Annotated in this window: 24 protein-coding genes; 18 read left to right on the forward strand and 6 right to left on the reverse strand. The window is 64.5% G+C overall.

The genetic code is table 11. From position 1 onward, the window contains the following. The first annotated feature begins 1 nt into the window (after nt 1). From FQU74_RS08670 to FQU74_RS08695, 6 genes are read left to right on the forward strand one after another with little or no spacing between them, the layout of a single operon-like run. Nucleotides 2–1183 carry a vWA domain-containing protein gene (locus tag FQU74_RS08670; RefSeq protein WP_146285992.1) on the forward strand — a complete coding sequence of 394 codons (1182 nt, stop codon included), beginning with the start codon at nt 2–4 and terminating at the stop codon, nt 1181–1183. Continuing rightward, the gene (locus FQU74_RS08675; protein WP_146285993.1) at nt 1180–1542 is read left to right on the forward strand and encodes a hypothetical protein; all 363 of its coding nucleotides are present in this window, start codon (nt 1180–1182) and stop codon (nt 1540–1542) included. The genes FQU74_RS08670 and FQU74_RS08675 overlap by 4 nt, the downstream gene beginning before the upstream one ends. Beyond that, nucleotides 1539–2138 (forward strand): DedA family protein, encoded by a 600-nt coding sequence (locus FQU74_RS08680; protein ID WP_146285994.1) that lies wholly within the window; start codon nt 1539–1541, stop codon nt 2136–2138. The genes FQU74_RS08675 and FQU74_RS08680 overlap by 4 nt, the downstream gene beginning before the upstream one ends. Before the next feature lie 39 nt (nt 2139–2177). Beyond that, nucleotides 2178–2885 carry a M48 family metallopeptidase gene (locus FQU74_RS08685; RefSeq protein WP_146285995.1) on the forward strand — a complete coding sequence of 236 codons (708 nt, stop codon included), beginning with the start codon at nt 2178–2180 and terminating at the stop codon, nt 2883–2885. Nucleotides 2886–2944: 59 nt separating this feature from the next. Further along, nucleotides 2945–5737, forward strand: a complete 2793-nt coding sequence (locus tag FQU74_RS08690) for a [protein-PII] uridylyltransferase family protein (RefSeq protein WP_146285996.1) — start codon at nt 2945–2947, stop codon at nt 5735–5737. Continuing rightward, nucleotides 5727–5993, forward strand: coding sequence for a hypothetical protein (locus tag FQU74_RS08695; protein ID WP_146285997.1), 267 nt, complete (start codon nt 5727–5729; stop codon nt 5991–5993). The genes FQU74_RS08690 and FQU74_RS08695 overlap by 11 nt, the downstream gene beginning before the upstream one ends. 30 nt (nt 5994–6023) lie before the next feature. On the opposite strand, the gene eda is transcribed toward FQU74_RS08695, so the two are convergent. Then, nucleotides 6024–6665, reverse strand: a complete 642-nt coding sequence (gene eda, locus FQU74_RS08700; protein ID WP_146285998.1) for a bifunctional 4-hydroxy-2-oxoglutarate aldolase/2-dehydro-3-deoxy-phosphogluconate aldolase — start codon at nt 6663–6665, stop codon at nt 6024–6026. A 107-nt stretch (nt 6666–6772) separates the two neighbouring features. After that, nucleotides 6773–8578: a phosphogluconate dehydratase gene (edd, locus tag FQU74_RS08705; protein WP_146285999.1), complete on the reverse strand. Its 1806-nt coding sequence runs from the start codon at nt 8576–8578 to the stop codon at nt 6773–6775. 216 nt (nt 8579–8794) lie between these two features. On the opposite strand from edd, the gene FQU74_RS08710 reads away from it, so the two are divergent. The 10 genes from FQU74_RS08710 to ilvN all read left to right on the forward strand — a co-directional run bounded on the left by FQU74_RS08710 (nt 8795) and on the right by ilvN (nt 16891). Beyond that, on the forward strand, nt 8795–10003 hold the full coding sequence (locus tag FQU74_RS08710) for an RSP_2647 family RNA methyltransferase (protein WP_170246205.1): 1209 nt from the start codon (nt 8795–8797) through the stop codon (nt 10001–10003). Next, nucleotides 10003–10566 carry an RSP_2648 family PIN domain-containing protein gene (locus tag FQU74_RS08715; protein WP_146286000.1) on the forward strand — a complete coding sequence of 188 codons (564 nt, stop codon included), beginning with the start codon at nt 10003–10005 and terminating at the stop codon, nt 10564–10566. The genes FQU74_RS08710 and FQU74_RS08715 overlap by 1 nt, the downstream gene beginning before the upstream one ends. A 25-nt stretch (nt 10567–10591) precedes the next feature. Continuing rightward, entirely contained in the window at nt 10592–11059 is a 468-nt protein-coding gene (locus tag FQU74_RS08720; protein ID WP_146286001.1) for a YbaK/EbsC family protein, read from the forward strand. A gap of 81 nt (nt 11060–11140) precedes the next feature. Further along, on the forward strand, nt 11141–11707 hold the full coding sequence (locus tag FQU74_RS19710; protein WP_146286002.1) for a TetR/AcrR family transcriptional regulator: 567 nt from the start codon (nt 11141–11143) through the stop codon (nt 11705–11707). 8 nt (nt 11708–11715) lie between these two features. Then, nucleotides 11716–12057, forward strand: coding sequence for a DMT family transporter (locus FQU74_RS08730; protein WP_146286003.1), 342 nt, complete (start codon nt 11716–11718; stop codon nt 12055–12057). A gap of 101 nt (nt 12058–12158) precedes the next feature. Then, nucleotides 12159–12602, forward strand: a complete 444-nt coding sequence (locus tag FQU74_RS08735; protein WP_229704293.1) for a DUF2852 domain-containing protein — start codon at nt 12159–12161, stop codon at nt 12600–12602. A gap of 74 nt (nt 12603–12676) precedes the next feature. Next, a complete protein-coding gene (locus FQU74_RS08740; RefSeq protein WP_146286004.1) occupies nt 12677–13123 on the forward strand; it encodes an RDD family protein in 447 nt (148 codons plus the stop codon). 110 nt (nt 13124–13233) lie between these two features. Then, nucleotides 13234–14070 (forward strand): arginyltransferase, encoded by an 837-nt coding sequence (locus tag FQU74_RS08745; RefSeq protein WP_146286005.1) that lies wholly within the window; start codon nt 13234–13236, stop codon nt 14068–14070. A 428-nt stretch (nt 14071–14498) separates the two neighbouring features. Continuing rightward, a complete protein-coding gene (locus FQU74_RS08750) occupies nt 14499–16265 on the forward strand; it encodes an acetolactate synthase 3 large subunit (protein ID WP_146286006.1) in 1767 nt (588 codons plus the stop codon). 65 nt (nt 16266–16330) lie between these two features. Next, entirely contained in the window at nt 16331–16891 is a 561-nt protein-coding gene (ilvN, locus tag FQU74_RS08755; RefSeq protein ID WP_146286007.1) for an acetolactate synthase small subunit, read from the forward strand. 67 nt (nt 16892–16958) lie between these two features. Here the strand turns inward: ilvN and FQU74_RS08760 are convergent, their stop codons facing one another. From FQU74_RS08760 to FQU74_RS08775, 4 genes are all read right to left on the reverse strand, one after another. Then, on the reverse strand, nt 16959–17732 hold the full coding sequence (locus FQU74_RS08760; RefSeq protein ID WP_146286008.1) for an enoyl-CoA hydratase-related protein: 774 nt from the start codon (nt 17730–17732) through the stop codon (nt 16959–16961). 66 nt (nt 17733–17798) lie between these two features. After that, the gene (locus FQU74_RS08765) at nt 17799–18251 is read right to left on the reverse strand and encodes a cytochrome c-type biogenesis protein (RefSeq protein WP_146286009.1); all 453 of its coding nucleotides are present in this window, start codon (nt 18249–18251) and stop codon (nt 17799–17801) included. A 5-nt stretch (nt 18252–18256) separates the two neighbouring features. Further along, nucleotides 18257–20224, reverse strand: a complete 1968-nt coding sequence (locus tag FQU74_RS08770) for a heme lyase CcmF/NrfE family subunit (protein ID WP_146286010.1) — start codon at nt 20222–20224, stop codon at nt 18257–18259. Nucleotides 20225–20413: 189 nt separating this feature from the next. Further along, on the reverse strand, nt 20414–20845 hold the full coding sequence (locus FQU74_RS08775; protein WP_146286011.1) for an Lrp/AsnC family transcriptional regulator: 432 nt from the start codon (nt 20843–20845) through the stop codon (nt 20414–20416). A gap of 109 nt (nt 20846–20954) precedes the next feature. On the opposite strand from FQU74_RS08775, the gene rocF reads away from it, so the two are divergent. Further along, entirely contained in the window at nt 20955–21881 is a 927-nt protein-coding gene (gene rocF, locus FQU74_RS08780) for an arginase (protein WP_146286012.1), read from the forward strand. After that, the gene (locus FQU74_RS08785; protein ID WP_146286013.1) at nt 21878–22936 is read left to right on the forward strand and encodes an ornithine cyclodeaminase; all 1059 of its coding nucleotides are present in this window, start codon (nt 21878–21880) and stop codon (nt 22934–22936) included. Before rocF ends, FQU74_RS08785 begins: the two co-directional genes overlap by 4 nt. Nucleotides 22937–22938: the final 2 nt, after the last annotated feature.

Here is a 22938-nt window from a genome sequence, read left to right on the forward strand (position 1 = left end):
GATGTTCCTGCCCTTCTTCGAGACGCTGCGCCGGCAGGGCGTGCCGGTCTCGCCGAAGGAATATCTTGCCTTTCTGGAGGGCCTTGCCGCCGGTCTGGTCACCTACGACGCCGAGGGGTTCTATTACCTCGCGCGCACCGCCATGGTAAAGGACGAGCGCCACCTCGACCGCTTTGACCGCGCCTTTGCGGAGTCCTTCAAGGGGCTGGAGGCGATCAGCGCCGATCAGGTGCTGAAAGCCATCGCCCTGCCCGGTGACTGGCTGAAGAAGCTGGCCGAAAAGCACCTGACCGCCGAAGAAAAGGCCCGGATCGAGGCCCTCGGCGGCTTTGACAAGCTGATGGAGACGCTGCGCCAACGCCTCGCTGAACAGAAGGGCCGTCATCAGGGCGGCAACAAGTGGGTGGGCACCGCCGGAACCTCGCCCTTTGGCGCCCATGGCTACAACCCCGAGGGGGTTCGGATCGGTCAGGACGAAAGCCGCCATCAGCGCGCGGTCAAGGTCTGGGACCGTCGCGATTTCCGCAACCTTGACGACCGGGTCGAGCTGGGCACGCGCAACATCAAGGTGGCGCTGCGCCGGCTGCGCAGATGGGCGCGTGACGGTGCGGCCGAGGAGCTGGATCTCGACGGCACCATCCGCGCGACCGCCGATCATGGCTGGCTCGACGTGCAGACCCGGCCCGAGCGGCGGAACGCGGTGAAGGTGCTGCTGTTCCTCGATGTGGGGGGCAGCATGGACCCCTATATCCGCGTGATGGACGAGCTCTTCAGCGCAGCGCGGGCCGAGTTCAAGCACCTGAAGCACTTCTACTTCCACAATTGCCTCTATGAGGGGCTGTGGACCGACAACGCCCGCCGCTGGAACGAACAGACCCCGACATGGGAGGTGCTTCGGACCTATGGCCCGGACTACAAGGCGATTTTCGTGGGTGATGCCTCGATGAGCCCCTATGAGATCCTGCATCCCGGCGGCGCAAACGAACACTGGAACCCCGAGGCCGGGCAGGTCTGGCTTGAGCGCGCCTGCACCCAATGGCCCAACCACCTGTGGATCAATCCTGTGCGCGAAGACCACTGGCACTACACCCAATCGATCCGGCTGATCCGTGATATCTTTGGCGGGCATATGGTGCCGATGACGCTTGAGGGGATCGCGCGCGGGATCAAGGAGTTGCGATGACAACGCTGTGGCGCAGGCATCCAAGACTGGTGGCGGCCTTTCTGGTCGCGCTGTCACTTGCACTCTTCTTCACCGGCAAGATCGTCTGGCGCACCGTCTGGTGGTCGCAGCACCAGCAGGAACAGGTCATGCCCTGGATGACCGTGGGCTATGTCGGGCGAAGCTGGGGCCTCGACCCGCGCGAGATCGACGAACGTGCCGGCCTGCCCATTCCCGAGGGCAAGCCGCTGACGTTGAAAGACATCGCCACCGAACGCGGCGTCCCGGTCGCCGAGATTGTCACATTGGTTGAATCCACCGTACAGCAAATGCTGGAGGAAGAGGCTGCGCGCCACCAGACCGAGGGTCAATCCCCGTGACCGACTGGTTCCTAGGTCTGGTGCCGGTCTATGGGCTCTGGCTGATCGCATTGGTCACCTTTGCCTCTTGCCTCGCCCTGCCCATGCCAGCCTCTGTCGTCATGCTGGCGGCAGGTGGCTTTGCGGCCTCGGGCGATCTGGTGCTGTGGCAGGTCATGGCGGCCGCAATTCTGGGCGCCGTCGTGGGCGATCAGCTTGGGTTCAGCATAGGGCGGGCCGGTGGCACGACATTGGTCGAGCGGTTGTCGGGCGGCGCCCGCGCGCCGCTGATCCTGCGCGCCCAAGGGATGATGGAGGCGCGCGGAGGCATTGCCGTCTTCCTCTCACGCTGGCTGTTCTCGCCGCTCGGGCCCTATGTGAACCTGCTCTCGGGCGCATTGCGGCAGCGGTGGGTGCCCTTCACCTTCTGGGGCGTCTCGGGCGAGGTGGTCTGGTGCAGCCTTTATGTGCTCATGGGCTGGTACTTCGCGGGCAACCTTTCGGCAGCTTCTGACCTTCTGGGTTCGGTTCTGGGGCTGGTCGCTACTGGTACGGCGGTCGTGGTTCTGGGCGCCTGGCTTGTGGCGCTTGCGCGGCGCGAGCGTGGAGAGGGCTGACCCCTTTGCCGGACGCCACAGCATGACCATATCAGTCGCATGTTGAAGCTCACGCCCATCCTTCTTGCGCTGATCTATGCGTTTCTGATGTACCGCTTCTCGGTCTGGCGGACGCAGAAGATGCTTGACCAGAACTCGCGCCCCTTGCGCGAACCCGGCCTTCAGCCCGTGCTGGAGCGTCTGGCCCGTGCCCTCGATCTGCCAAGCATTCATGTGCACGTGTTTCAGGTCGATCCGGTCAACGGACTTGCTGCGCCAGACGGGCGCATCTTCCTGACCGAGGGCTTTTTGCGCAAGTTCCGCGCGGGGCTTGTTTCGGCGGACGAGATCGCCTCGGTCATCGCGCATGAACTTGGGCACGTCGCCCTCGGCCACACCCGGCGGCGCATGATCGACTTTACGGGCGCGAATGCTGTCTTCGTCATGCTGACCGCCCTTCTGGCCCGCTTTATCCCCTTCATCGGGATCTGGATCGCGCAGATGGTATCGGCGGCCCTGATGGCCCGCCTGTCGCGCCGGGACGAATTTGAGGCCGACGCCTATGCCTCGGCATTGCTCATCAAGGCAGGGATCGGCACGGCGCCGCAGAAATCGCTTCTCGCCAAACTCGGACGCTTGACGGGGGCGCAAGGCAGCCCGCCTGCATGGCTGATGTCGCACCCCCCGACCCCCGACCGCGTCGCGGCGATCGAGGGGAACGAGGCGCGCTGGCTGCGCCCCGGTGCAAGCGACGCTTCCGCCCGTTGATCGCGCCCTTGCGCCCGGCCCCCGTTGACGGCGCCCTTGCGCCCGGCCAAGGTCTGGCCATGACAGTTGCGCCCTTCGCCTCCCGGCTGACCCGTACGCCCCTTGCCTTTGATCCCGCCCGCGGCGCTGACATGCGCGCGCGCTTCAGCGATCTTTCGCCCGAACTGTGTGATCTTCTGGAGGGGACCGCGGGCTCATCGCCCTATCTTGCCGGGCTGATGGAAAAGGAAGAGGGCTGGCTGCGCGAGGCCCTGGCAGGCGCGCCGGAAACCGCCATGGACGAGACCGTCCGCGCCGCCCGCGCGCTGGACCTGGATGCATTGGCGAGCGGCCTGCGTCAGGCCAAGCGCCGCGTGGCCTTGCTGACCGCGCTGGCGGATCTGGGGGGCGTCTGGCGTCTGGAAGAGGTGACGGGCGCCCTGTCCTTGCTGGCCGACACGGCGGTAGACCAATGCCTGCGCCGACTGGTTGCCGACGAGATTCGGCGCGGCAAGCTGCCCGGCCAGCAGCCCGAGGATGCCGAGACCGCCGCAGGGATGGTGGCGCTGGCCATGGGCAAGGGCGGCGCTGGCGAGTTGAACTATTCGTCCGACATCGACCTGATCTGCCTGTTCGATCAGGACCGATACGGCGCAGACTGGCAGGAGGCCCGCACGTCGTTCATCCGCGTCACGCGGAAGATGGCGTCGCTTCTGTCCGACATCACCGCCGAGGGCTATGTCTTTCGCACGGACCTGCGCCTGCGCCCCGATGCCAGCGTAACGCCCGTCTGCATCTCGATGGCAGCGGCCGAGGCCTATTACGAGGCGCAAGGCCGCACATGGGAGCGCGCGGCCTATATCAAGGCGCGCGCCGCCGCCGGTGACATTGCGGCGGGTGAGCGATTCCTGAAGGCGCTGACCCCCTTTGTCTGGCGCAAGCATCTGGATTTTACGGCAATTCAGGATGCACATGACATGCGGCTGCGAATCCGGGACCACCGAGGGCTGCATGGGCCGATCACGCTGGAAGGCCATAACATGAAGCTCGGTCAGGGCGGCATCCGCGAAATCGAGTTCTACACCCAGACCCGGCAGCTGATCGCCGGCGGGCGCGACCCCAGCCTGCGCGACCGCACAACGGTGGGCGGGCTTGCAGCATTGTCGGCGAAGGGCTGGGTTCCGCCCGAGGTGGCCGAGGAGCTGACCACGCTCTACCGCGCGCACCGCGAACTGGAGCATCGCCTGCAAATGGTTGCCGACAACCAGACCCATTCACTGCCTACCTCTGCTGAAGGCATCGCGCGCATTGCACATTTCAGCGGCGAGGGCGATGTGGCCCGGTTCCGCGAAGGGCTGCTTGAGCGGCTGCGCCGGACCGACACGCTGACCGAAGGATTCTTTGCCCCCGCCCCCGCCGAAACCGGACCCGAGCTATCTGATAGTGCCCGCTCCATCGTCGAGGGATGGCGGAATTATCCGGCGCTGCGGTCGGAGCGTGCGATCCAGATTTTCAAACGTTTGCGGCCCACGCTTCTGAAATCGCTGGGCCGAGCGGCGAACCCCGATGAGGCGCTGCTCGCTCTGGATGGGTTTCTGGCCGGGCTTCCGGCCGGGGTGCAGCTCTTTGCGCTGTTCGACGCCAACTCGGTTCTCATTGACCTGATCGTCGATATCGCGGGCACCACGCCCGCCCTGGCAAGCTATCTCAGCCGCAACGCCGGGGTGCTGGATGCGGTGATCGGCGGCAGTTTCTGGGCGCCATGGCCCGGTACAGCGCAATTGCGGGCCGAGCTTGCGCAGGTCATGGCGGATGCACCCGATTATGAACGCAAGCTCGACGCCGCCCGCCGCTGGATGAAGGAATGGCACTTCCGTATTGGCGTGCATCACCTGCGCGGGCTGATTGATGCCTTTGAGGCCGGAAAGGATTATGCCGATCTGGCCGAGGCGGTGGTCAGCGCGCTCTGGCCTGTGGTGGGGGCCGAGTTTGCCCGCAAGCATGGCCCTGCCCCCGGTCGCGGCGCGGTCGTTCTCGGCATGGGCAGTCTGGGCGCGGGTCGTTTGAATGCTGGGTCGGATCTGGACCTGATCGTGATCTATGACGCCGAAGGCGTTGAGACCAGTGACGGCCCCAAACCCCTTGCCACACGCCCCTATTTCGCCCGCTTGACGCAGGCCATGGTGACCGCGCTGACCGCGCAAACAGCCGAGGGTCGGCTCTACGAGGTCGATATGCGCCTGCGCCCCTCGGGCCGTCAGGGGCCTGTTGCCACCTCTCTGCAAAGCTTCCGCGCCTACCAGATGGATGAGGCATGGACCTGGGAGCATCTTGCGCTCACACGCGCGCGCAGCCTCGCCGGGACCCCGGCCCTTGCCGAAGACGTCGAGGCGATACGGCGCGAGGTCTTGCAGGCCAAGTCAAAGGGCGAAGGCGTGATCGCCGATGTCGCACAGATGCGGGGCCGCCTGCAGGCAGCCAAACCCCCGTCCGGCGCGTGGGAGGCCAAGAATGGCGCAGGCCGCATCATGGATATCGAACTGCTGGCGCAGACCGCCTGCCTGCGAAGCGCAAGTCCGGCCCGCAGGGTCGAACAGCAACTGCTGGCTGGCGTGAAAGGCGGCGATCTGTCGGTTTCCGACGAGACGGCCCTGCTTGGTGCCTACAGGTTGCTCTGGCGGCTTCAGGCAGGCACACGCCTTCTGACCGCAGGTCGGCTCGATCTTGCCAGCATTGGCGAGGGCGGACGGGCCTTTCTGGTGCGCGAAACCGGCGCGGCAGATGCCGACACGCTGTCCGAACGGCTTGATGCCGCCGTGGCAGAGGCGGCAGCCGTGATCGACAGGTTCATGGGGGATGTCGATGCAAGCTGAACAGGCCGACCCGAAGGGGCTGATCCGCGAAAGCTATGCGATAGAGGGTATCTCGGATGCCGAATGCCGGTCGATCTTCATCGACTGGGCCATCGGCCTGCCAGTGGGGATCGACAATACAATGGCGCTACAGGCGCTGCTTGACCGCTATGGCAGCCAATCGGACCATCCGATGACGCAGGTGCTGACCGAAGCGCTCAAGACCCCGCCACCCACAGGTCGGCGTGGTGGTCGCGCCGGCAGGCTGGGCGCATAAAGCGGGGGGCCAAGGCCCCCCATCTAAGCCTCAGCGCGGCAGGGCGGCGGCCTCGGCCGCAAGCTTTTCGATCCCCGCCCAGTCACCCGCCTGCATCAGCGCCTTGGGCGCGACCCAGCTTCCGCCGACGCAGAGGACGTTTTTCAGCTTCAGATACTCCGGCGCCTTGGCGAGCGTGATGCCACCCGTCGGGCAGAAACTGACCTGCGGCAGCGGCGCCCCGATCGAGGCCAGCGCAGACGCCCCCCCGTTTGATTCCGCCGGGAAGAATTTTTGCACGGTATAGCCACGCTCCATCAGCGCCATCACCTCGGAACAGGTGGCAGCTCCAGCAAGCAGCGGCAGGTCATATTCCTCACAGGCGTCAAGCAGCCGGTCGGTCGCCCCCGGCGAGACGCCGAAGGTGGCGCCCGCAGCCTTGGCGGCCTTCACATCGGCAGGCGTCAGCAATGTGCCGGCCCCCACCACACCGCCTTCAACCTCGGCCATGGCGCGGATCACGTCCAGCGCGACCGGCGTGCGCAACGTGACTTCCAGCGCGGGAAGGCCGCCTTTCACCAGGGCTTGCGCCAATGGCTTTGCATGGGCCAGCTCCTCGATCACCAGAACGGGGACAACGGGGGCAAGGTGGCAAATCTCGGCGGCTTTGACAGAGGCTTCGGCGGGGGTCATCTTCTTCTCCTGCTGTCCGGGCGGACCCGGCGGTTGTCCTGACGCAAGGGCAGTCTGGGGCGTTTTGGGGCGGCGCGCGCCGGGGGTCAATGCCCCGGCGGCATATGTCAGAATAGGACCGAGGCCCCCTCGGTCGCGTTGCCCACGGTGCGGCGGAAAGTCTCGAACAACTCGCGCCCGATGCCATGGGTATTGCCGGACAGGTCGGCCACCACAGGCTCGCGGGTATCAAAACCGTCAGCAAGAACGCTCAGCGTGCCAGCAACCGCATCGAGGCGAACGATATCGCCGTCACGCAGCCGCGCAAGCGGGCCACCCATCGCAGCCTCGGGCGCGACATGGATTGCTGCAGGAACCTTGCCGCTGGCCCCCGACATGCGACCGTCGGTGACAAGCGCCACCTTCAGCCCGCGGTCCTGCAGAACCGACAACATTGGTGTCAACGAATGCAGCTCGGGCATGCCATTGGCGCGCGGCCCCTGAAAGCGCACAACGACCACAGTGTCTGTGGTGAACTCGCCCGCCTTGAAGGCGCGCTTCACGTCGTCCTGATTGTGGAAGATGCGGGCGGGCGCCTCGATCACATGGCGTTCGGGGGCAACGGCGGAAACCTTGATGACGCCGCGCCCCAGATTGCCGGTCAGTTGCTTCAGCCCGCCAGTCTTCGCAAACGGGTCTGTCGCCGGGCGCAGGATCTTGTCATTCAGCGTCTCGGCCGAGCCGGGTTGCCATTCCAGCTTGCCGTCGATCAGCTTGGGCTCTTGGCGATAGAGGTCAAGCCCGTCGCCCGCCACGGTCTTGGCATCGGGATGCAAGAGACCCGCATCGAGCAGTTGGCCGATCATGTAGCCCAGCCCGCCAGCGGCGTGGAAATGGTTCACATCGGCCAGACCGTTGGGATAGACCTTCGCCATCAAGGGCACGACATCCGAAATGTCCGAGAAATCCTCAAGGTCAAGGATGATGCCCGCCGCCCGCGCCATGGCCGGCAGGTGCAGCACCAGATTGGTCGACCCCCCCGTTGCCATCAGCCCGACAAGTCCGTTCACGAAGGCACGCTCGTCAAGGATCTCGCCCACCGGACGATAGTCGTTGCCCTGCGCCGTGATCTGGGCCGCACGCTCAACGGCGGCGACGGTCAGCGCCTCACGCAATGGCGTGTTAGGGTTCACGAAGCTCGCGCCCGGCAGATGCAGGCCCATGAACTCCATCAGCATCTGGTTGGTATTTGCCGTGCCGTAGAAGGTGCAGGTTCCGGGGCCGTGATAGCTGGCCATCTCGGATTCCATCAACTTGTCGCGGCCGACCTCGCCCAAGGCGAACTGCTGACGGACCTTGGCCTTTTCATCGTTCGGAATGCCGCTGGTCATCGGCCCCGCGGGGACAAAGACCGCCGGAACATGGCTGAAGGTCGCAGCCCCGATAATCAGACCCGGCACGATCTTGTCGCAGACGCCAAGGTAAAGTGCGGCATCAAAGGTATTGTGGCTCATCGACACCCCGGTCGCGAGCGCAATCACGTCGCGCGAGAAAAGCGAAAGCTCCATCCCCGGCTGGCCCTGCGTCACGCCATCGCACATCGCAGGCACGCCGCCCGCAACTTGTGCCGTGGCGCCCGCCTTGCGCGCAGCCGTTCGGATCAGTTCGGGAAACACCTCATAGGGCTGATGGGCCGAGAGCATGTCGTTATAGGCGGTCACGATCCCGATATTGGGCAGACGCCCTTCGGCAAGGGCGGCCTTGTCGGCCCCCATCGCCGCATAGGCATGGGCCTGGTTTCCACAGGCCAGATGTGCACGCGCCGGTCCCGAGGCGGCCGCGTCACCCATGCGTTTGAGATATTCGCCCCGCTGCACCTGCGACCGGTTGCGAATGCGGTCCGTCACACGGGCGATGGTTGAATTCAGCGTCATGGCGGGCTCCGTTGGCTGCGGCTAGCTTCTTTTTACCAGCAACCGTTAGCGCTAACAACCCTGATGGCCACAAATCCCCAAAATTTGATCATCACGGCCACCCGCAAACAGCCTGCGCCCATGCAGCGGCATCGTCAACCTTTGGCTTCCGGGGGTTTCCGCGGCGGGCAGAAACGGCTAAGGCGAAGTATCTGCCGGACCACAGGACCCCCGACCATGACCGATATGCCCTCTGCCGACCTGCGCAAGGTTGTCCGCCTCAAACCCAAGGCCGAGGCCCGCGCCATTCGCCATGGCTTTCCGTGGGTCTACGCGGATGAGCTGGTCACCGACCGGCGCACCCAATCTCTGCCCCCCGGCGCCCTTGCCGTGCTGGAGGATGGCGAGCGGCGGCCGCTCGGCCTTGTTACAGTCAATGTGAAATCGAAGATCATCGCCCGGATGCTCGACCGCGACCCCGAGGCGGTGATCGATGAGAACTGGTTTGCGGCGCGGCTGACGCGTGCGCTGGATCTGCGGGAACGCCTGTTCGACGCCCCCTACTATCGCCTGATCCATGCCGAGGCGGATGGCCTGCCCGGTGTGGTGATCGACCGTTTCGGCGATGCCGCGGTGATCCAGCCCAATGCTGCCTGGGCCGAGACACATATCGACGCCCTCGCCGCAGCACTGCGCAAGGTGACGGGGGTGACGACGGTCATCAAGAACGGCACCGGCCGCTCGCGCAGCCTGGAAGGTCTGCCCGAGGAAACCACCGTGCTGGCCGGCGGCGTATCCGGCCCGATTCCGGTGTTGATGAATGGCGCCACCTATATGGCCGATGTGATGGGCGGGCAGAAGACCGGCCTCTTCTACGACCAGCGCCCGAACCACGCCTTTGCCGCGCGACTGGCCAAGGGCGCGCGGGTGCTTGATGTATTCTCCCACGTCGGCGGCTTTGCCCTTGCGGCGCTGGCGGGCGGCGCGGAAAGCGCGCTTGCCGTCGATGCCTCGGCCGCGGCGCTGACCCTTGCGACCGAAGGCGCCGCTGCAAGTGGTGTGGCCGATCGCTTTGCCACCCGGCAGGGCGATGCGTTCGAGGTGCTCGAGGCACTTGGGGCCGAAGGCGCACGATATGATCTAGTGATCTGCGACCCGCCCGCCTTTGCGCCAGCCAAGCCCGCGCTTGAGGCGGGCCTTCGCGCCTATGAACGGATTGCGCGGCTTGCCGCACCGCTGGTTGCACCGGGCGGGTATCTCATCCTCTGCTCCTGCTCACATGCCGCAGACCTGTCAAGCTTCCGCAACGCCTCGGCGCGCGGCATTGGGCGGGCTGGACGGCGCGGGCAGATCCTGCACACCGGCTTTGCCGGACCAGACCACCCGCTGCTGCCGCAGCTTGCCGAAAGCGGCTATCTGAAGTCGCTGGTCTTCCGGCTGGACTGATGCGCGTCGTCCTTGACGCTTGCGTCCTGTTTCCGTCCGTCCTGCGCTCGCTGCTGCTGCGGGCGGCCGAGGCGGGGATGTTCGAGCCTGTCTGGTCAGACCGCATCATCGAGGAATGGCAGCGCGCGGCCCTGCGCCTTGGGCCTGATGCCGTCGCAGATGCCGAGATGGATGCCCGCGCCATGCGGGTGGCCTTTCCCCGCGCAATGGCGCGCGCCCGCCCGGATATCGAGGCGCAGCACATCCTGCCGGATCCGAACGACCTGCATGTGCTGGCCTGCGCCATCGGATCGGGCGCCGATGCGATCCTGACGTTCAATGCCGTGGACTTTCCGCGCCATGTTCTGCAGGCAGAACAACTCGACCGCCGCGACCCCGACGGCTTCCTGTGGGAATTGTGGTCGCGCGCGCCTGACAAGATGGGCGCCATTATCCATGACCTGCATGCCGAGGCCGAACGTCGCGCGGGTGCGCCTGTCTCGCTGAAGGCGCTGCTTAAGCGCAACCGCCTGAACCGGCTTGCCAAGGCGATCGACGCGCCGGGCCTGCCTGCATCTTCCTGATCGCTGCTGCTGACGGAGAGTTCCTTTGTCGAAATCCCTCGCCCGCGTCGTTGCCGCCCTTGAGGTCGCAGGCATCCCCGCCAGCCCGTTGGAGATGGGCGACTGCCGCACCGCCCAACAGGCGGCCGATGCCGCGGGCTGCGCGCTGGACCAGATCGTCAAATCCATCCTGTTCGCCGGTGAGACGTCGTCGCGTCTGTATCTGTTCCTTACGGCAGGGGGAAATCAGGTGGACACGGCCAAGGCATCGGCCCTTGCGGGTGAGCCTCTGGGCCGCGCGGATGCGCGACAGGTGCGCGACGTGACGGGCTTTGCCATCGGCGGGGTCAGCCCGGTGGGCCACCTGACCCCCTCGCCCGAGTTCTTTGACCCGAGGCTTCTGGACTTTCCGGTGATCTGGGGTGCGGCGGGCACGCCCCGCCACATCTTCCCGATCGCCCCGCAAGACTTGCTGCGCATCACATCGGCCCGCGTCGCGGACTTCACCGCGTGACGCAAAGATACCGGAAGGTATTTTTCTTGACCCAAAACATACCTTGCGGTATGGATCAAACATTCCGAGAGGTATGTTGCCATGACCGCCGCCCATCGTCGTCCCAAGACACCTGATCAGACGCGCCGCGCCCTGCTGGATGCGGCGGCGGCGCAGGCCTTGGCGCATGGGATGGCCGCCCTCTCGCTGCCCATCGTGGCCGAGGCGGCCGGCGTGACCAAGGGCGCGCTCTTTCATCACTTCGGGTCGAAACAGGGGCTGATCGAGGCGCTTTGCGCCGACCTGATCGCCCGCATCGATGAAGAGATCGACGAGGTGCTGGCGCGCGATGTGGGCGGTTATGGTACCTTTACCCGTGCCTATGTCACCTGCACCTTCGCCCCGCGCGGAAGTGCCTCGCCCTGGACATCGCTGTCGATCTCGGCGGTGGCCGATCCGGGGCTCGCCCGCATCTGGGCCGACTGGATGAACGACCGCCTGCGCCGCCATGCCGATACCGACACCAGTCCGGATCTGGACGTGGTGCGGCTTGCAACCGACGGCTACTGGCTTTCGACCTTGCAGGCAACTACGCGCACCGAACCACCCGACCAGTTGTTCCAGCGCCTGCTCGCCCTGACCCATCCCGCTGCCATTTCTGCCGAATGAGACCTGCCATGTCGCCTACCGTCCTCTATTCCCTCCTTGGCGTTGCAATCCTGCTCGAGGTGGTCGGAACGACCCTGCTTGCGCAGACTGCGCAGTTCACCCGCCCACTGCCAACGCTGGGCACGGCGCTGTGCTATGCGGTCTCGTTCTATTGCCTGTCGATCATTACCTCATCGCTGCCCGTGGGCGTCGTCTATGCTGTGTGGAGCGGGCTTGGCATCGTCTTTGTCGCCGGACTGAACTTCGTGCTTTTCCGGCAGGCGCTGGACCCCTGGGCCATGTTCGGGATGGTGCTGATCGTGGCAGGTGTTCTGGTGATAAACCTGATGTCGCGCTCGGCAGCGCATTAATGTAAAAATCTTTCACATCACCTCTTGCGTCGATCGTAGCGCCCTCCCATCTTCGATCATGTGAAGGACATTCACATTGAACTCGAACCGGGAGACCGCCGATGCATACCGCACAACCCGCCGCCATCATGGGCGGCCGCCCCAATCCGCTGAGACGCGCCGAAGCCTGGCTTGACCAGCGCGGCCGCCCGGCCTGGATCATTACCATGGTGCTGGGCTTTGTCCTGTTCTGGCCGCTTGGTCTGGCCACGCTTGGCTACATGATCTTCGCCGGAAAGTTCAAACGCCACACCTTTGGTCAGGAGGACCACAGCATGTTCTGCCGTCATCGTCGTTCGCACCATCACGCCGCCTGGCGCAGCTCGGGCAATACCGCGTTTGACGCCTACAAGTCGGAAACACTGAAGCGCCTTGAAGACGAACAGGAAGCCTTTGAATCCTTCCTGCAGCGCCTGCGCGAAGCCAAGGACAAGCAGGAATTCGACCGCTTCATGGACGAGCGCGCCACCAAGGCCGCCGCCCCCGTGACCGAACCTGCCGCCTGATCTTTCAGGGCGGGGGGCATTGCATCCCCCGCCCGTCGCCCCATCTATAGCCAGTTATGCGCAAAGAGACCGCCATGTATGCCCTGCCCACGGACCAACGCCTGCCCGATCCGGTGACACACGCCGAATTCTACCAGGGTGTCACGCTGAAACGTGGCTTCGCCTGGATCATCGACACCATCCTGATCGCGCTCATCACGGCGGTGATCGTTGTTCTGACGGTAGGTGTCGGGCTGTTCATCCTGCCACTTGTATTCCTGACCGTCAGCTTCCTCTATCGCGTCTTCACGCTCGCGGGCAGCTCGGCCACCCCCGGAATGCGGATGATGAACATCCAGTTCCTGACGCGCGAGGGTGAGAATTTCGATCTGGCCCATGCCTTCCTGCACACGCTGGGTTACACGCTGTCGATCGGCACACTGCTGGTACAGATCCTGTCGGTGTTCCTGATGTTCGGCTCGGCCCGCGGACAGGGCCTGACCGACCATGTTCTGGGCACGGTTGCCATCAATCGGGTCTGATCTCCGGTCAAGCTCCAGCAGGCTCGCAGAAATTTGTTGCAGGGCGCTTGGCGACAGGCGTCCTGCTTGCTAACGTTGCCTCCGTTCACCCATGGCACGGGCTGGCATCCATGCGTCATACGCTTCCTATAGCGCCTCAGTTCTACGTGACAGCTCCGCAACCCTGCCCCTATCTGGATGGCCGGATGGAGCGGAAGTTGTTCACCGCGCTTCAAGGGGAACACGCACAGCGCCTGAATGATGCGCTGTCGAAACAGGGCTTCCGGCGCAGCCAGAACGTGCTCTATCGACCATCCTGCGCGGAATGTTCGGCCTGCCTTTCGGCGCGCATCCGGGTCGCTGATTTCCAGCCCAACCGCACGCAGCGCAAGATCCTGCGCCGCAATGCCGACCTGCGCCGGAACGCGACCAGCCCATGGGCTACCGAAGACCAGTATGCCCTGTTCCGTCGCTATCTGGACGAACGCCACGCCGACGGCGGGATGGCCGACATGGACATCTTCGAATTCGCCGCGATGATCGAGGAAACGCCGATCCGCAGTCGGGTAATCGAATACTCCCGTCCTGCCCGCGATGGCGGACGCAGGTCCGAGCTTGCCGCTGTCAGCCTGACCGATGTCTTCGATGACGGGCTGAGCATGGTCTACAGCTTTTACGAGCCCGACCTGCAGAACGACAGCCTTGGCACCTATCTGATCCTTGACCATGTCGAGATCGCGCGCGAGGCGGGGCTGCCTTACGTCTACCTTGGCTACTGGGTGCCGGGCAGCCGCAAGATGGGGTACAAGGCCCGCTTCGGCGCGCTGGAGATTTACAAGGGCGGAGCCTGGCAGGACATCGGCGCGCCCGACGATCATACGGCAGAACTGCACCCGCTTTCGGTCGATCCGATTGCCGAGCAGGTCGCCCGGATCGCCCTGCCCGAGGCACGCGGCACCGCCGACTGATCGGCAACGCGTCGCAACCGGACAGCGACTTTCCACACAGACAGACGCCGCACTGCGGCAAGCGATGACGTTGAGTCAGGCCGACTCGGCCGCCGAATCTTGCCATTGGAAACCTGATTCACCGCCAACATTTGCATTTATTCCCAGAACAAGCCCAACAGACGCAATAATAGTTCAATATTTCTCACCCCTGCGACACTTTTGGCGCCGATTTGCCATTGACGGCCCCGGACAGCCCCCATAAGGTCCGGCTCTATCGAAACTCATGGGGTAGGCGGAATGTCGTCGCTTCTTGTCATCGTAGGGATCACGCGCATGGGCCGGTGACGGTTGACCATCCGGTTCCCCATGCGCCCCCGAGGAAACTCCGGGGGCTTTTTCATAGGCCCAAGCCAGCCGCGGCAACTTGCGGCACAGAGGAAGAGAACATGACCAAGGCGAATGCGGGCACCATGTCCGGTGCGAAGATGATCGTGAAGGCGCTGAAGGATCAGGGGGTGGAGGTCGTCTTCGGCTACCCCGGCGGCGCCGTGCTTCCGATCTATGATGAACTCTTCCTGCAAAACGACATTCGCCACATCCTTGTCCGCCACGAGCAAGGTGCGATCCACATGGCCGAAGGCTATGCCCGCTCGACCGGCAAGCCGGGCGTGGCGCTGGTGACCTCTGGCCCGGGTGCGACCAACGCGGTGACCGGCCTGACCGATGCGCTGCTCGACTCCATCCCGTTGGTGGTGCTCTCGGGTCAGGTGCCCACGTTCATGATCGGCACCGACGGCTTTCAGGAAGCCGATACCGTGGGGATCACCCGTCCCTGCACCAAGATGAACTGGCTGGTGAAAGAGACCGAGCGCCTGGCCGAGACCATCCACACTGCCTTCCATGTGGCGACGACGGGCCGTCCGGGGCCGGTGCTTGTCGACATTCCCAAGGATGTGCAGTTCGCCACCGGCGAATACACCGCCCCCGAACGGGTCAAGACCTCGCATTATCAGCCCAAGGTGAAAGGCGATATCGACCAGATCACCCGCCTGGTGGAGCTTCTGGAGAAGGCCGAGCGGCCGGTTTTCTATACCGGCGGCGGCGTGATCAACTCGGGCCCCGCAGCAAGCCAGCTTCTGCGCGAACTGGTGGATGCCACGGGCTTTCCGGTCACCTCGACCCTGATGGGTCTGGGCGCCTATCCGGCGTCGGGGCGGAACTGGCTGGGCATGCTGGGCATGCACGGCCTTTATGAGGCGAACCTCGCCATGCATGGGTGCGATCTGATGATCAACATCGGTGCGCGCTTTGATGACCGCATCACCGGCCGGGTCAAGGACTTCAGCCCCGACTCTGTGAAGGCACATATCGATATCGACCCCTCCTCGATCAACAAGGTGATCCGCGTTGATGTGCCGATCCTGGGCGATGTGGGTCATGTGCTGGAAGACCTGCTGCGCATCTGGAAATCGCGCGGCCGCAAGGTGAACAAGGAAGGCCTTGCTAAGTGGTGGTCGCAGATCAAGGAGTGGCAGGCCGTCAACTGCCTCGACTTCAAGAACAGCGAAAAGACCATCAAGCCGCAGTATGCGCTCCAACGTCTGGAGGCGCTGACAAAAGGCATGGATCGCTACATCACCACCGAGGTTGGCCAGCACCAGATGTGGGCCGCGCAGTATCTGGGCTTTGAGGCTCCGAACCGCTGGATGACAAGCGGCGGCCTTGGCACGATGGGCTACGGCCTGCCCGCCTCGATCGGCGTGCAGATCGCCCACCCTGAGGCGCTGGTCATCAACGTGGCGGGCGAGGCAAGCTGGCTGATGAACATGCAGGAAATGGGCACCGCGATGCAGTTCCGCGCACCGGTGAAGCAGTTCATCCTGAACAACGAACGTCTGGGCATGGTGCGCCAGTGGCAAGAGCTGCTGCATGGCGAGCGCTACTCGCACAGCTGGTCGGAAAGCCTGCCGGATTTCGTGAAACTGGCCGAGGCCTTTGGCTGCAAGGGCATCAAGTGCAGCGACCCCAAAGACCTCGATGACGCGATCATGGAGATGATCCGCTATGACGGCCCGGTGATCTTCGATTGCCTCGTCGAGAAGCACGAAAACTGCTTCCCGATGATCCCCTCGGGCAAGCCCCATAACGAGATGCTTCTGGGCGAGGCCGAGACGCAGGGCGTGATCAAGGCCGGCGGAGCGGTGCTGGTGTGACCCGACATGTGGGGGCCATGCCCCCACACCCCCAAGGTATTTTTGCCAGAATGAAAGGGAGCCCCATGACGGCGCTCAACATCAAACGCGGCTCGACGAGCCATTCTGCCTATGATCTGCGCGACCCCTTCACCGAGGTGATCGAGAGCCATACGCTGGCTGTGACGGTCGTCAACGAAAGCGGTGTGCTGGCACGCGTGATCGGGCTTTTCTCGGGCCGGGGCTACAACATCGACAGCCTGACCGTGGCCGAGGTGGACCATGAAGGCCACCGCAGCCGCATCACCATCGTGACACGCGGCACGCCGCACGTGATCGAGCAGATCAAGGCGCAGCTTGGCCGTCTGGTTCCGGTTTTCGAGGTGCACGACCTGACCGTCGAAGGACCGAGCGTTCAGCGTGAACTGGCGCTGATCAAGGTGGCGGGCAAGGGCGATCACAGGATCGAGGCGCTGCGGCTGGCCGAGATCTTCCGCGCCAATGTGGTCGATTCCACGTTGGAGAGCTTTGTGTTCGAGATGACCGGCACGCCCGAAAAGATCGACGCCTTTGCCGATCTGATGCGCCCGCTGGGTCTGTGCGAGATCGCACGCACCGGCGTCGCCGCATTGTCGCGCGGGGTCTAAGGCGCGGGGTCTAAAGACGCGGGGTCTAAAGACGCGCGGGGCCCGGTGACGGGCCCCGCTTTCGCGATCAGGCGCCGGTAAAGCGCGGCGCGCGTTTCTGCAGGAAGGCCGCCACACCCTCGCGGAAGTCAGCAGTGCGACCAGCCTCGCCCTGAAGGCGCGCCTCAAGCGCGAGTTGCGTCGGCAGATCGTTCGAGGGCGCGGCGCGCAGCGCCTGCTTGAGCGCTCGGTAGGCCGCAGTCGGCCCCTGGGCGAGTTGCCCTGCCCGTTCGGCCACGCGCTGCGCGAAGGCATCATCGGGCACGCATTCATAGATCATGCCCCACTGTTCCGCCTGCCGCGCGGTAACGCGGTCGGCGAAGAGGCAGGCGCCCATCGCGCGCGCCATGCCGATCTGGCGCGGCAGCCACCAGGTGCCGCCTGCATCAGGGATCAGCCCGATCCGGGTAAAGGCCTGCACAAAACTCGCGCTCTCGGCCGCCAGCACCACATCCGCCGCCAGCGCCAGATTGGCCCCCGCCCCCGCCGCCGCACCGTTCACCGCCGCAATGGTCGGCACAGCGCAGTCATAGATCGCGTTCAGAAGCGGCACATATTCGTCGTTCAGGATCTGCTCGAACGGCAGGTCATCGCCGAAGCGGGCCGCATCGGCCAGATCCTGACCCGAGCAAAAGGCCCGTCCAGCGCCAGTGAACACGATGACGCGCGCCTCTGCCTCGGCCCGGCGGATTGCCTCCAGCATCTGCTGGCGCAGCTCGCGGCTCAGTGCGTTCATCACCTCGGGGCGGTTGAGCGTGATGGTCGCGACGTGATCGGTGATCGTCAGAATGATGGGTTCCATGCGCCTCTCCCTTGCCTTGAGAGGCACCTTATCCGCCCAAGCATGCCCGGCAATCGGAACGGCGCGTCACTCCTTGAGGATTTCGCGCAGGCGGGCCTCTTCCTCGGGCGTCAGCACATCGGGGGCACGCGCCTGTCGCCGGGCGCGCAACCAGACGAAAGCAACACCTGCCCCGCCCATCAGCATCAGCGGCCCGGCGAGCCAGAGGAGCAGGTTCGCCCCCGTCGCGCGCGGCTCGAACAGGACAAACTCGCCGTAGCGATCAACGACATAGTCGATGACCGCATCATTGCTGTCGCCCGCGATCAGCCGTTCACGAACCAGAAGCCGAAGGTCGCGGCTGATATCGGCGTTGGAATCGTCGATGTTTTCGCCCTGACAGACCGGGCAGCGCAACAGCTTGGACAATTCCCGCGCCCGCGCCTCAAGCGCGGGATCGGGCAGGATCTCGTCCGGCTGGACGGCGAAAGCAGGCACGGCCAGCAGAAGTGCGAGGACAAGGGCGATGAGGTGCTTCATCCCGGTCACTCCGCCGCGACAGCCTGGGCACGCCGGGCACCACTTGCCACGCGCCAGCGGCGATCAGAAAGCGAGAGCAAACCGCCCGCCGCCATCAGGATCGATCCCAGCCAGATCCAGTTTGCGAAGGGCTTCCAGTATCCCCGGACGGCCCAGCCTCCATTTTCCTGCGGATCGCCAATCACGAGGTAGATGTCACGAAAAAGGCCGTAGTCCAGCGCCGCCTCGGTCGTGGGCATGGCCTGCACGGGGTAGACGCGTTTTTCGGGATAGAGCGTGGTCACAGCGCGGCCATTGCGGCTGACCTCCATCGTCGCGGTGGTCGAGAGGTAGTTCGGGCCTTCGACCTCCTCGACCTTGGCAAGGCGGATGTCGTAGCCCTGCATGGTGAAGCTTTCGCCGATCTGCACCACCTTTATGACCTCCACCGCCCATGAGGTCATGGCAGCGACGGCAAAGATGGTGATGCCAAGCCCGGTGTGGGCCGTTGCCTTGCCCCAGTCAGCGCGCGGCAGGCGGCCGAGCCGGGCGATCCGGCCCGCGACCTGCCCCCGCCCCGTTCGGGTCCAGAGATCGGTCAGAGCCCCCATCACAACCCAGGCCCCAAGCGCCGCCCCGACCGGCCCAAGGGCCGAACGTCCGGTCTGCATGGCATAGGCCAGCGCCGCACAGGCCAGCGCAAAGACAATCGCTGGCACAAGTTGGCGCAGCACGCGCCCGACTTGCGCGCGCTTCCAGGGCAGCATGGCGCCAACCGGCAACAACAGGGCCAGTGCCACCATGAAGGGTGAGAAGGCCGCATCGAAGAACGGGGCACCGACACTGAGCTTGCGGTCCCAGAACATCTCGGCAAACAGCGGCCAGACCGTGCCGATGAAGACGACAAAGGCCGATACCGCCAAGAGCAGGTTATTGGCCACCAGCGCGCTTTCGCGGCTGACCATTGAAAAGACGCCGCGCGCCTCCATCGTACCCGCGCGCAGCGCAAAGAGCGTCAGCGCCCCGAGCATGAAGAACGCAAGCAAGGCCAGAATGAAGACGCCGCGCTCAGGATCATTGGCGAAGGCGTGAACCGATGTGATGACGCCTGAGCGGACGATGAAGGTACCGATCAGCGAGAAGCCAAAGGCAAAGATCGCAAGAAGGATGGTCCAGGCCTTTAGGCTTTCACGCTTTTCGACGACGATGGCAGAGTGCAGAAGCGCCGCCGCGAAAAGCCATGGCATGAATGAAGCGTTCTCGACCGGGTCCCAGAACCAGAAACCGCCCCAGCCAAGCTCGTAGTAGGCCCACCATGATCCGAGCGCGATACCGATGGTCAGGAAGACCCAGGCTGCCAGCGTCCACGGACGCACCCACCTCCCCCATGCCGCGTCAACCCGGCCCTCGATCAGCGCAGCGACGGCAAAGGAGAACGCCATGCTGAGCCCGACGTAACCGAGGTAGAGGAACGGCGGATGGAAGGCGAGACCGGGGTCCTGCAGCAGCGGGTTCAGGTCATTGCCGTTGAAGGGCGGCACGGCCAGACGCAGGAACGGGTTCGAGGTCAAGAGGAGGAAGACCAGGAACGCAGCCCCGATCAGCCCCTGCACCGCCAGAACGCGGGCGCGCAGCGTCGCGGGCAGGTTACCCCCGAAAAGTGCGGCGCAGGCGCCGTAGATCGCGAGGATCAGCACCCATAGCAGCAGCGATCCCTCATGGTTCCCCCAGACCCCGGCGACCTTGTAGAGCATTGGCTTGTCGGTGTGCGAGTTCTGCACCACCACCTGCAACGAGAAGTCGGAGGTCACGAAGGCATAGGTCAGCGCCCCGAAAGACAGCGCCACCAGCATCAGTTGCGTGATCGCCGCAGGCTCGGCCACTGCCATCCACCCGCCCCATCGCTTCCAGGCGCCGATCATTGGCAGCACCGACTGCAGGACAGCCACCGCCAGTGCCAGCACCAGCGCGAAATGCCCGAGTTCAACTATCATGCGCGTCTCCCGTATTCAGGGGCAATGATAAGGCAAAGCACCGGACGCCGCCATGGCCTGCGCGCCCGTGTCGCGGGCCAGCGCCTTGTCCATTCGTCGCGCCTGCCGGCCCATGCGGACGGGGGCTGTCTGCCCCCGGGCGCCGATGGCGCCTCCCCCGAGGATATTTGAAAAAGGAGAGAGGTGGGTTCAGCGCCGCCCGGCCTTGCGGGTGGAAAGCAGCAGGTTGGTTTCCGAGGTCATGACGCCCTCGATATTGCGAATACGGTGGATGACATCATCCAGTTCCAGCAAGGTCTGCGTCGCCAGTTCCACGATCATATCCCATTTTCCGTTGGTCGAATGGACCGCCGTGACCGCCGGCAGCCCGCCAAGGCGCGCCATGATCTTCTCACCACCGCGCCCCTCGATCCCGATCATCATGAGACCGCGTACGGGGGCGGTGCTGACATCGCCGCGCGTGACAACGGTGAAACCCGCGATTTCCCCCTTCGTCACCAGCCGCTCCATCCGTGCACGGACGGTGGCCCGGCTGAGTGTCAGCTTGTCTGCAAGCTCGGAAAGAGAGGCGCGACCATCGCGCCGAAGCTCGGCAATCAGGCGTTGATCCACATCGTCCATATTGGCCTGCCTTCCCGACACTTCGCGCAATCCATGTTACAATGCGATCATAATGACGATGGAAGCCGCCACAAAGCGGTAACATCCTTCATGGCAACAGGAGAATGACATGACGCGTACGATCTTGATTGGCGCCCCCATTGACTCGGGTCAGCGCCGCCCGGGTTGCCTGATGGGGCCCGCCGCCTTCCGGGTGGCGGGAATCGCCGCCGCTATCCGCGAGCTTGGGCATGAGGTGACGGACTGGGGCGATCTGGCCCTGACCGATGTGCCTGCCGCCACTTGCAGCAACCCGGCCGTCGACCAGTTGCCCGAGACGCTGGCCTGGACCGGCCTGCTGACCGAAAAGGTCGACGATGCGTTGAGCGCGGGCGCCATGCCGGTCATTCTTGGCGGCGACCACTCACTTGCGCTTGGCTCGGTCGCAGGGGCCGCGCTTCATGCCCGCCGCGTCGGGCGGCCGTTGTTCCTGCTGTGGCTCGATGCCCATTCCGATTTCCACACGCCGATGACCACGACCTCGGGCAATCTGCATGGCACGCCGGTCGCCTATATCGCGGGGCGCGACGGCTTCGATGCCTTCCCGGCGTTCCCCCAGCCTATTCCGCCCTCGCGGATCTGCCTTTACGGCATCCGCTCGGTCGATCCGGCCGAGCATGCGGCCCTGCTGCGTCACGACCTTGCGATAAACGACATGCGTGTGCTGGACGAACAGGGAATTGTCGCGCCGCTGCGGGCGTTCCTGTCAAAGGTGCATGAGGCGGGCGGGCTTCTGCATGTCTCGCTCGACGTCGATTTCCTTGACCCCTCGATCGCACCGGCAGTCGGCACCACCGTTCCGGGCGGCACGACCTTCCGCGAGGCGCATCTGGTGATGGAGCTTCTGCACGAAAGCGGACTCGTCACCTCGCTCGATCTGGTCGAGCTGAACCCCTTTCTTGATGACCGCGGGCGCACCGCGAAACTGATGGTCGACCTCGTGGGCTCTTTGATGGGCAAGAAGGTGTTCGACCGCCCGACACGGAGCTACGCATGACCCTTCCATCCCGCCACGCACTTGTGCCTTTTGTCAGCGTCGACAACATGATGAAGCTTGTTCTTCACATCGGTGTCGAACAAATGATGCAGGATCTGGCCGAGGCTATTGAGGCCGATTTCCGCCGCTGGCCCCTGTTTGACAAGACCCCGCGCGTGGCCAGCCATTCGGATGTGGGCGTCATCGAACTGATGCCGACCTCTGACGGGGAAACCTATGGCTTCAAGTATGTGAATGGCCATCCGTCGAACATGAAGAAGGGTCTGCAAACCGTTACCGCATTTGGACTTCTGGCCGATGTGGCGACGGGCTATCCGCTGATGCTGAGCGAGATGACCATCCTGACTGCGCTGCGCACCGCCGCAACCAGTGCGATGGCCGCCAAATGGCTGGCTCCGAAAGGTGCGACCACCATGGCGATGATCGGCAATGGCGCGCAGGCCGAGTTTCAGGCACTCGCCTTCAAGGCGGTCTGCGGCATCTCCGAGGTGCGCCTCTATGACATCGATCCGGCCGCAACCGAGAAGTGCGCGCGGAACCTGGCGGGGCGCGGTCTGACCGTGGTACCCTGCACCAGCGCCGAACAGGCGATCCTTGGTGCGCAGATCATCACGACCTGCACCGCCGACAAGCAATATGCCACGATCCTGACCGACAACATGGTGGGCGCTGGCGTCCACATCAACGCGGTCGGCGGCGACTGCCCTGGCAAGACAGAACTGCACCGCGATATCCTGCTGCGCTCGGGGATATTCGTTGAGTATCCGCCGCAGACGCGGATCGAGGGCGAGATCCAGCAGCTCGACCCCGACCACCCCGTCACCGAACTGTGGCAGGTGATCGCGGGCACCGTCACAGGACGCAGCGATGCGCGCCAGATCACCCTGTTCGACAGCGTGGGCTTTGCGATCGAGGACTTCAGCGCGCTGCGCTATGTTCACTCGCGTCTGCGCGGGACCGGCTTGTTCCAGAACCTCGACATGATCGCAGACCCAGACGATCCGCGCGACCTGTTCGGCATGATCCTGCGCGCGCAGGCAGAGATGGCCGCCTGACC

It is taken from the genome of Gemmobacter aquaticus (assembly GCF_007859075.1).
GTDB lineage: Bacteria > Pseudomonadota > Alphaproteobacteria > Rhodobacterales > Rhodobacteraceae > Gemmobacter > Gemmobacter aquaticus.

Bases quoted from the DNA above. Each gene is read 5' to 3' on its own strand.
- FQU74_RS08670 (WP_146285992.1), top strand. From the start codon at position 2: ATGTTCCTGCCCTTCTTCGAGACGCTGCGCCGGCAGGGCGTGCCGGTC.
- FQU74_RS08675 (WP_146285993.1), top strand. From the start codon at position 1,180: ATGACAACGCTGTGGCGCAGGCATCCAAGACTGGTGGCGGCCTTTCTG.
- FQU74_RS08685 (WP_146285995.1), top strand. From the start codon at position 2,178: ATGTTGAAGCTCACGCCCATCCTTCTTGCGCTGATCTATGCGTTTCTG.
- FQU74_RS08690 (WP_146285996.1), top strand. From the start codon at position 2,945: ATGACAGTTGCGCCCTTCGCCTCCCGGCTGACCCGTACGCCCCTTGCC.
- FQU74_RS08695 (WP_146285997.1), top strand. From the start codon at position 5,727: ATGCAAGCTGAACAGGCCGACCCGAAGGGGCTGATCCGCGAAAGCTAT.
- eda (WP_146285998.1), bottom strand. From the start codon at position 6,665: ATGACCCCCGCCGAAGCCTCTGTCAAAGCCGCCGAGATTTGCCACCTT.
- edd (WP_146285999.1), bottom strand. From the start codon at position 8,578: ATGACGCTGAATTCAACCATCGCCCGTGTGACGGACCGCATTCGCAAC.
- FQU74_RS08710 (WP_170246205.1), top strand. From the start codon at position 8,795: ATGACCGATATGCCCTCTGCCGACCTGCGCAAGGTTGTCCGCCTCAAA.
- FQU74_RS08715 (WP_146286000.1), top strand. From the start codon at position 10,003: ATGCGCGTCGTCCTTGACGCTTGCGTCCTGTTTCCGTCCGTCCTGCGC.
- FQU74_RS19710 (WP_146286002.1), top strand. From the start codon at position 11,141: ATGACCGCCGCCCATCGTCGTCCCAAGACACCTGATCAGACGCGCCGC.
- FQU74_RS08730 (WP_146286003.1), top strand. From the start codon at position 11,716: ATGTCGCCTACCGTCCTCTATTCCCTCCTTGGCGTTGCAATCCTGCTC.
- FQU74_RS08735 (WP_229704293.1), top strand. From the start codon at position 12,159: ATGCATACCGCACAACCCGCCGCCATCATGGGCGGCCGCCCCAATCCG.
- FQU74_RS08740 (WP_146286004.1), top strand. From the start codon at position 12,677: ATGTATGCCCTGCCCACGGACCAACGCCTGCCCGATCCGGTGACACAC.
- FQU74_RS08745 (WP_146286005.1), top strand. From the start codon at position 13,234: ATGCGTCATACGCTTCCTATAGCGCCTCAGTTCTACGTGACAGCTCCG.
- FQU74_RS08750 (WP_146286006.1), top strand. From the start codon at position 14,499: ATGACCAAGGCGAATGCGGGCACCATGTCCGGTGCGAAGATGATCGTG.
- ilvN (WP_146286007.1), top strand. From the start codon at position 16,331: ATGACGGCGCTCAACATCAAACGCGGCTCGACGAGCCATTCTGCCTAT.
- FQU74_RS08760 (WP_146286008.1), bottom strand. From the start codon at position 17,732: ATGGAACCCATCATTCTGACGATCACCGATCACGTCGCGACCATCACG.
- FQU74_RS08765 (WP_146286009.1), bottom strand. From the start codon at position 18,251: ATGAAGCACCTCATCGCCCTTGTCCTCGCACTTCTGCTGGCCGTGCCT.
- FQU74_RS08770 (WP_146286010.1), bottom strand. From the start codon at position 20,224: ATGATAGTTGAACTCGGGCATTTCGCGCTGGTGCTGGCACTGGCGGTG.
- FQU74_RS08775 (WP_146286011.1), bottom strand. From the start codon at position 20,845: ATGGACGATGTGGATCAACGCCTGATTGCCGAGCTTCGGCGCGATGGT.
- rocF (WP_146286012.1), top strand. From the start codon at position 20,955: ATGACGCGTACGATCTTGATTGGCGCCCCCATTGACTCGGGTCAGCGC.
- FQU74_RS08785 (WP_146286013.1), top strand. From the start codon at position 21,878: ATGACCCTTCCATCCCGCCACGCACTTGTGCCTTTTGTCAGCGTCGAC.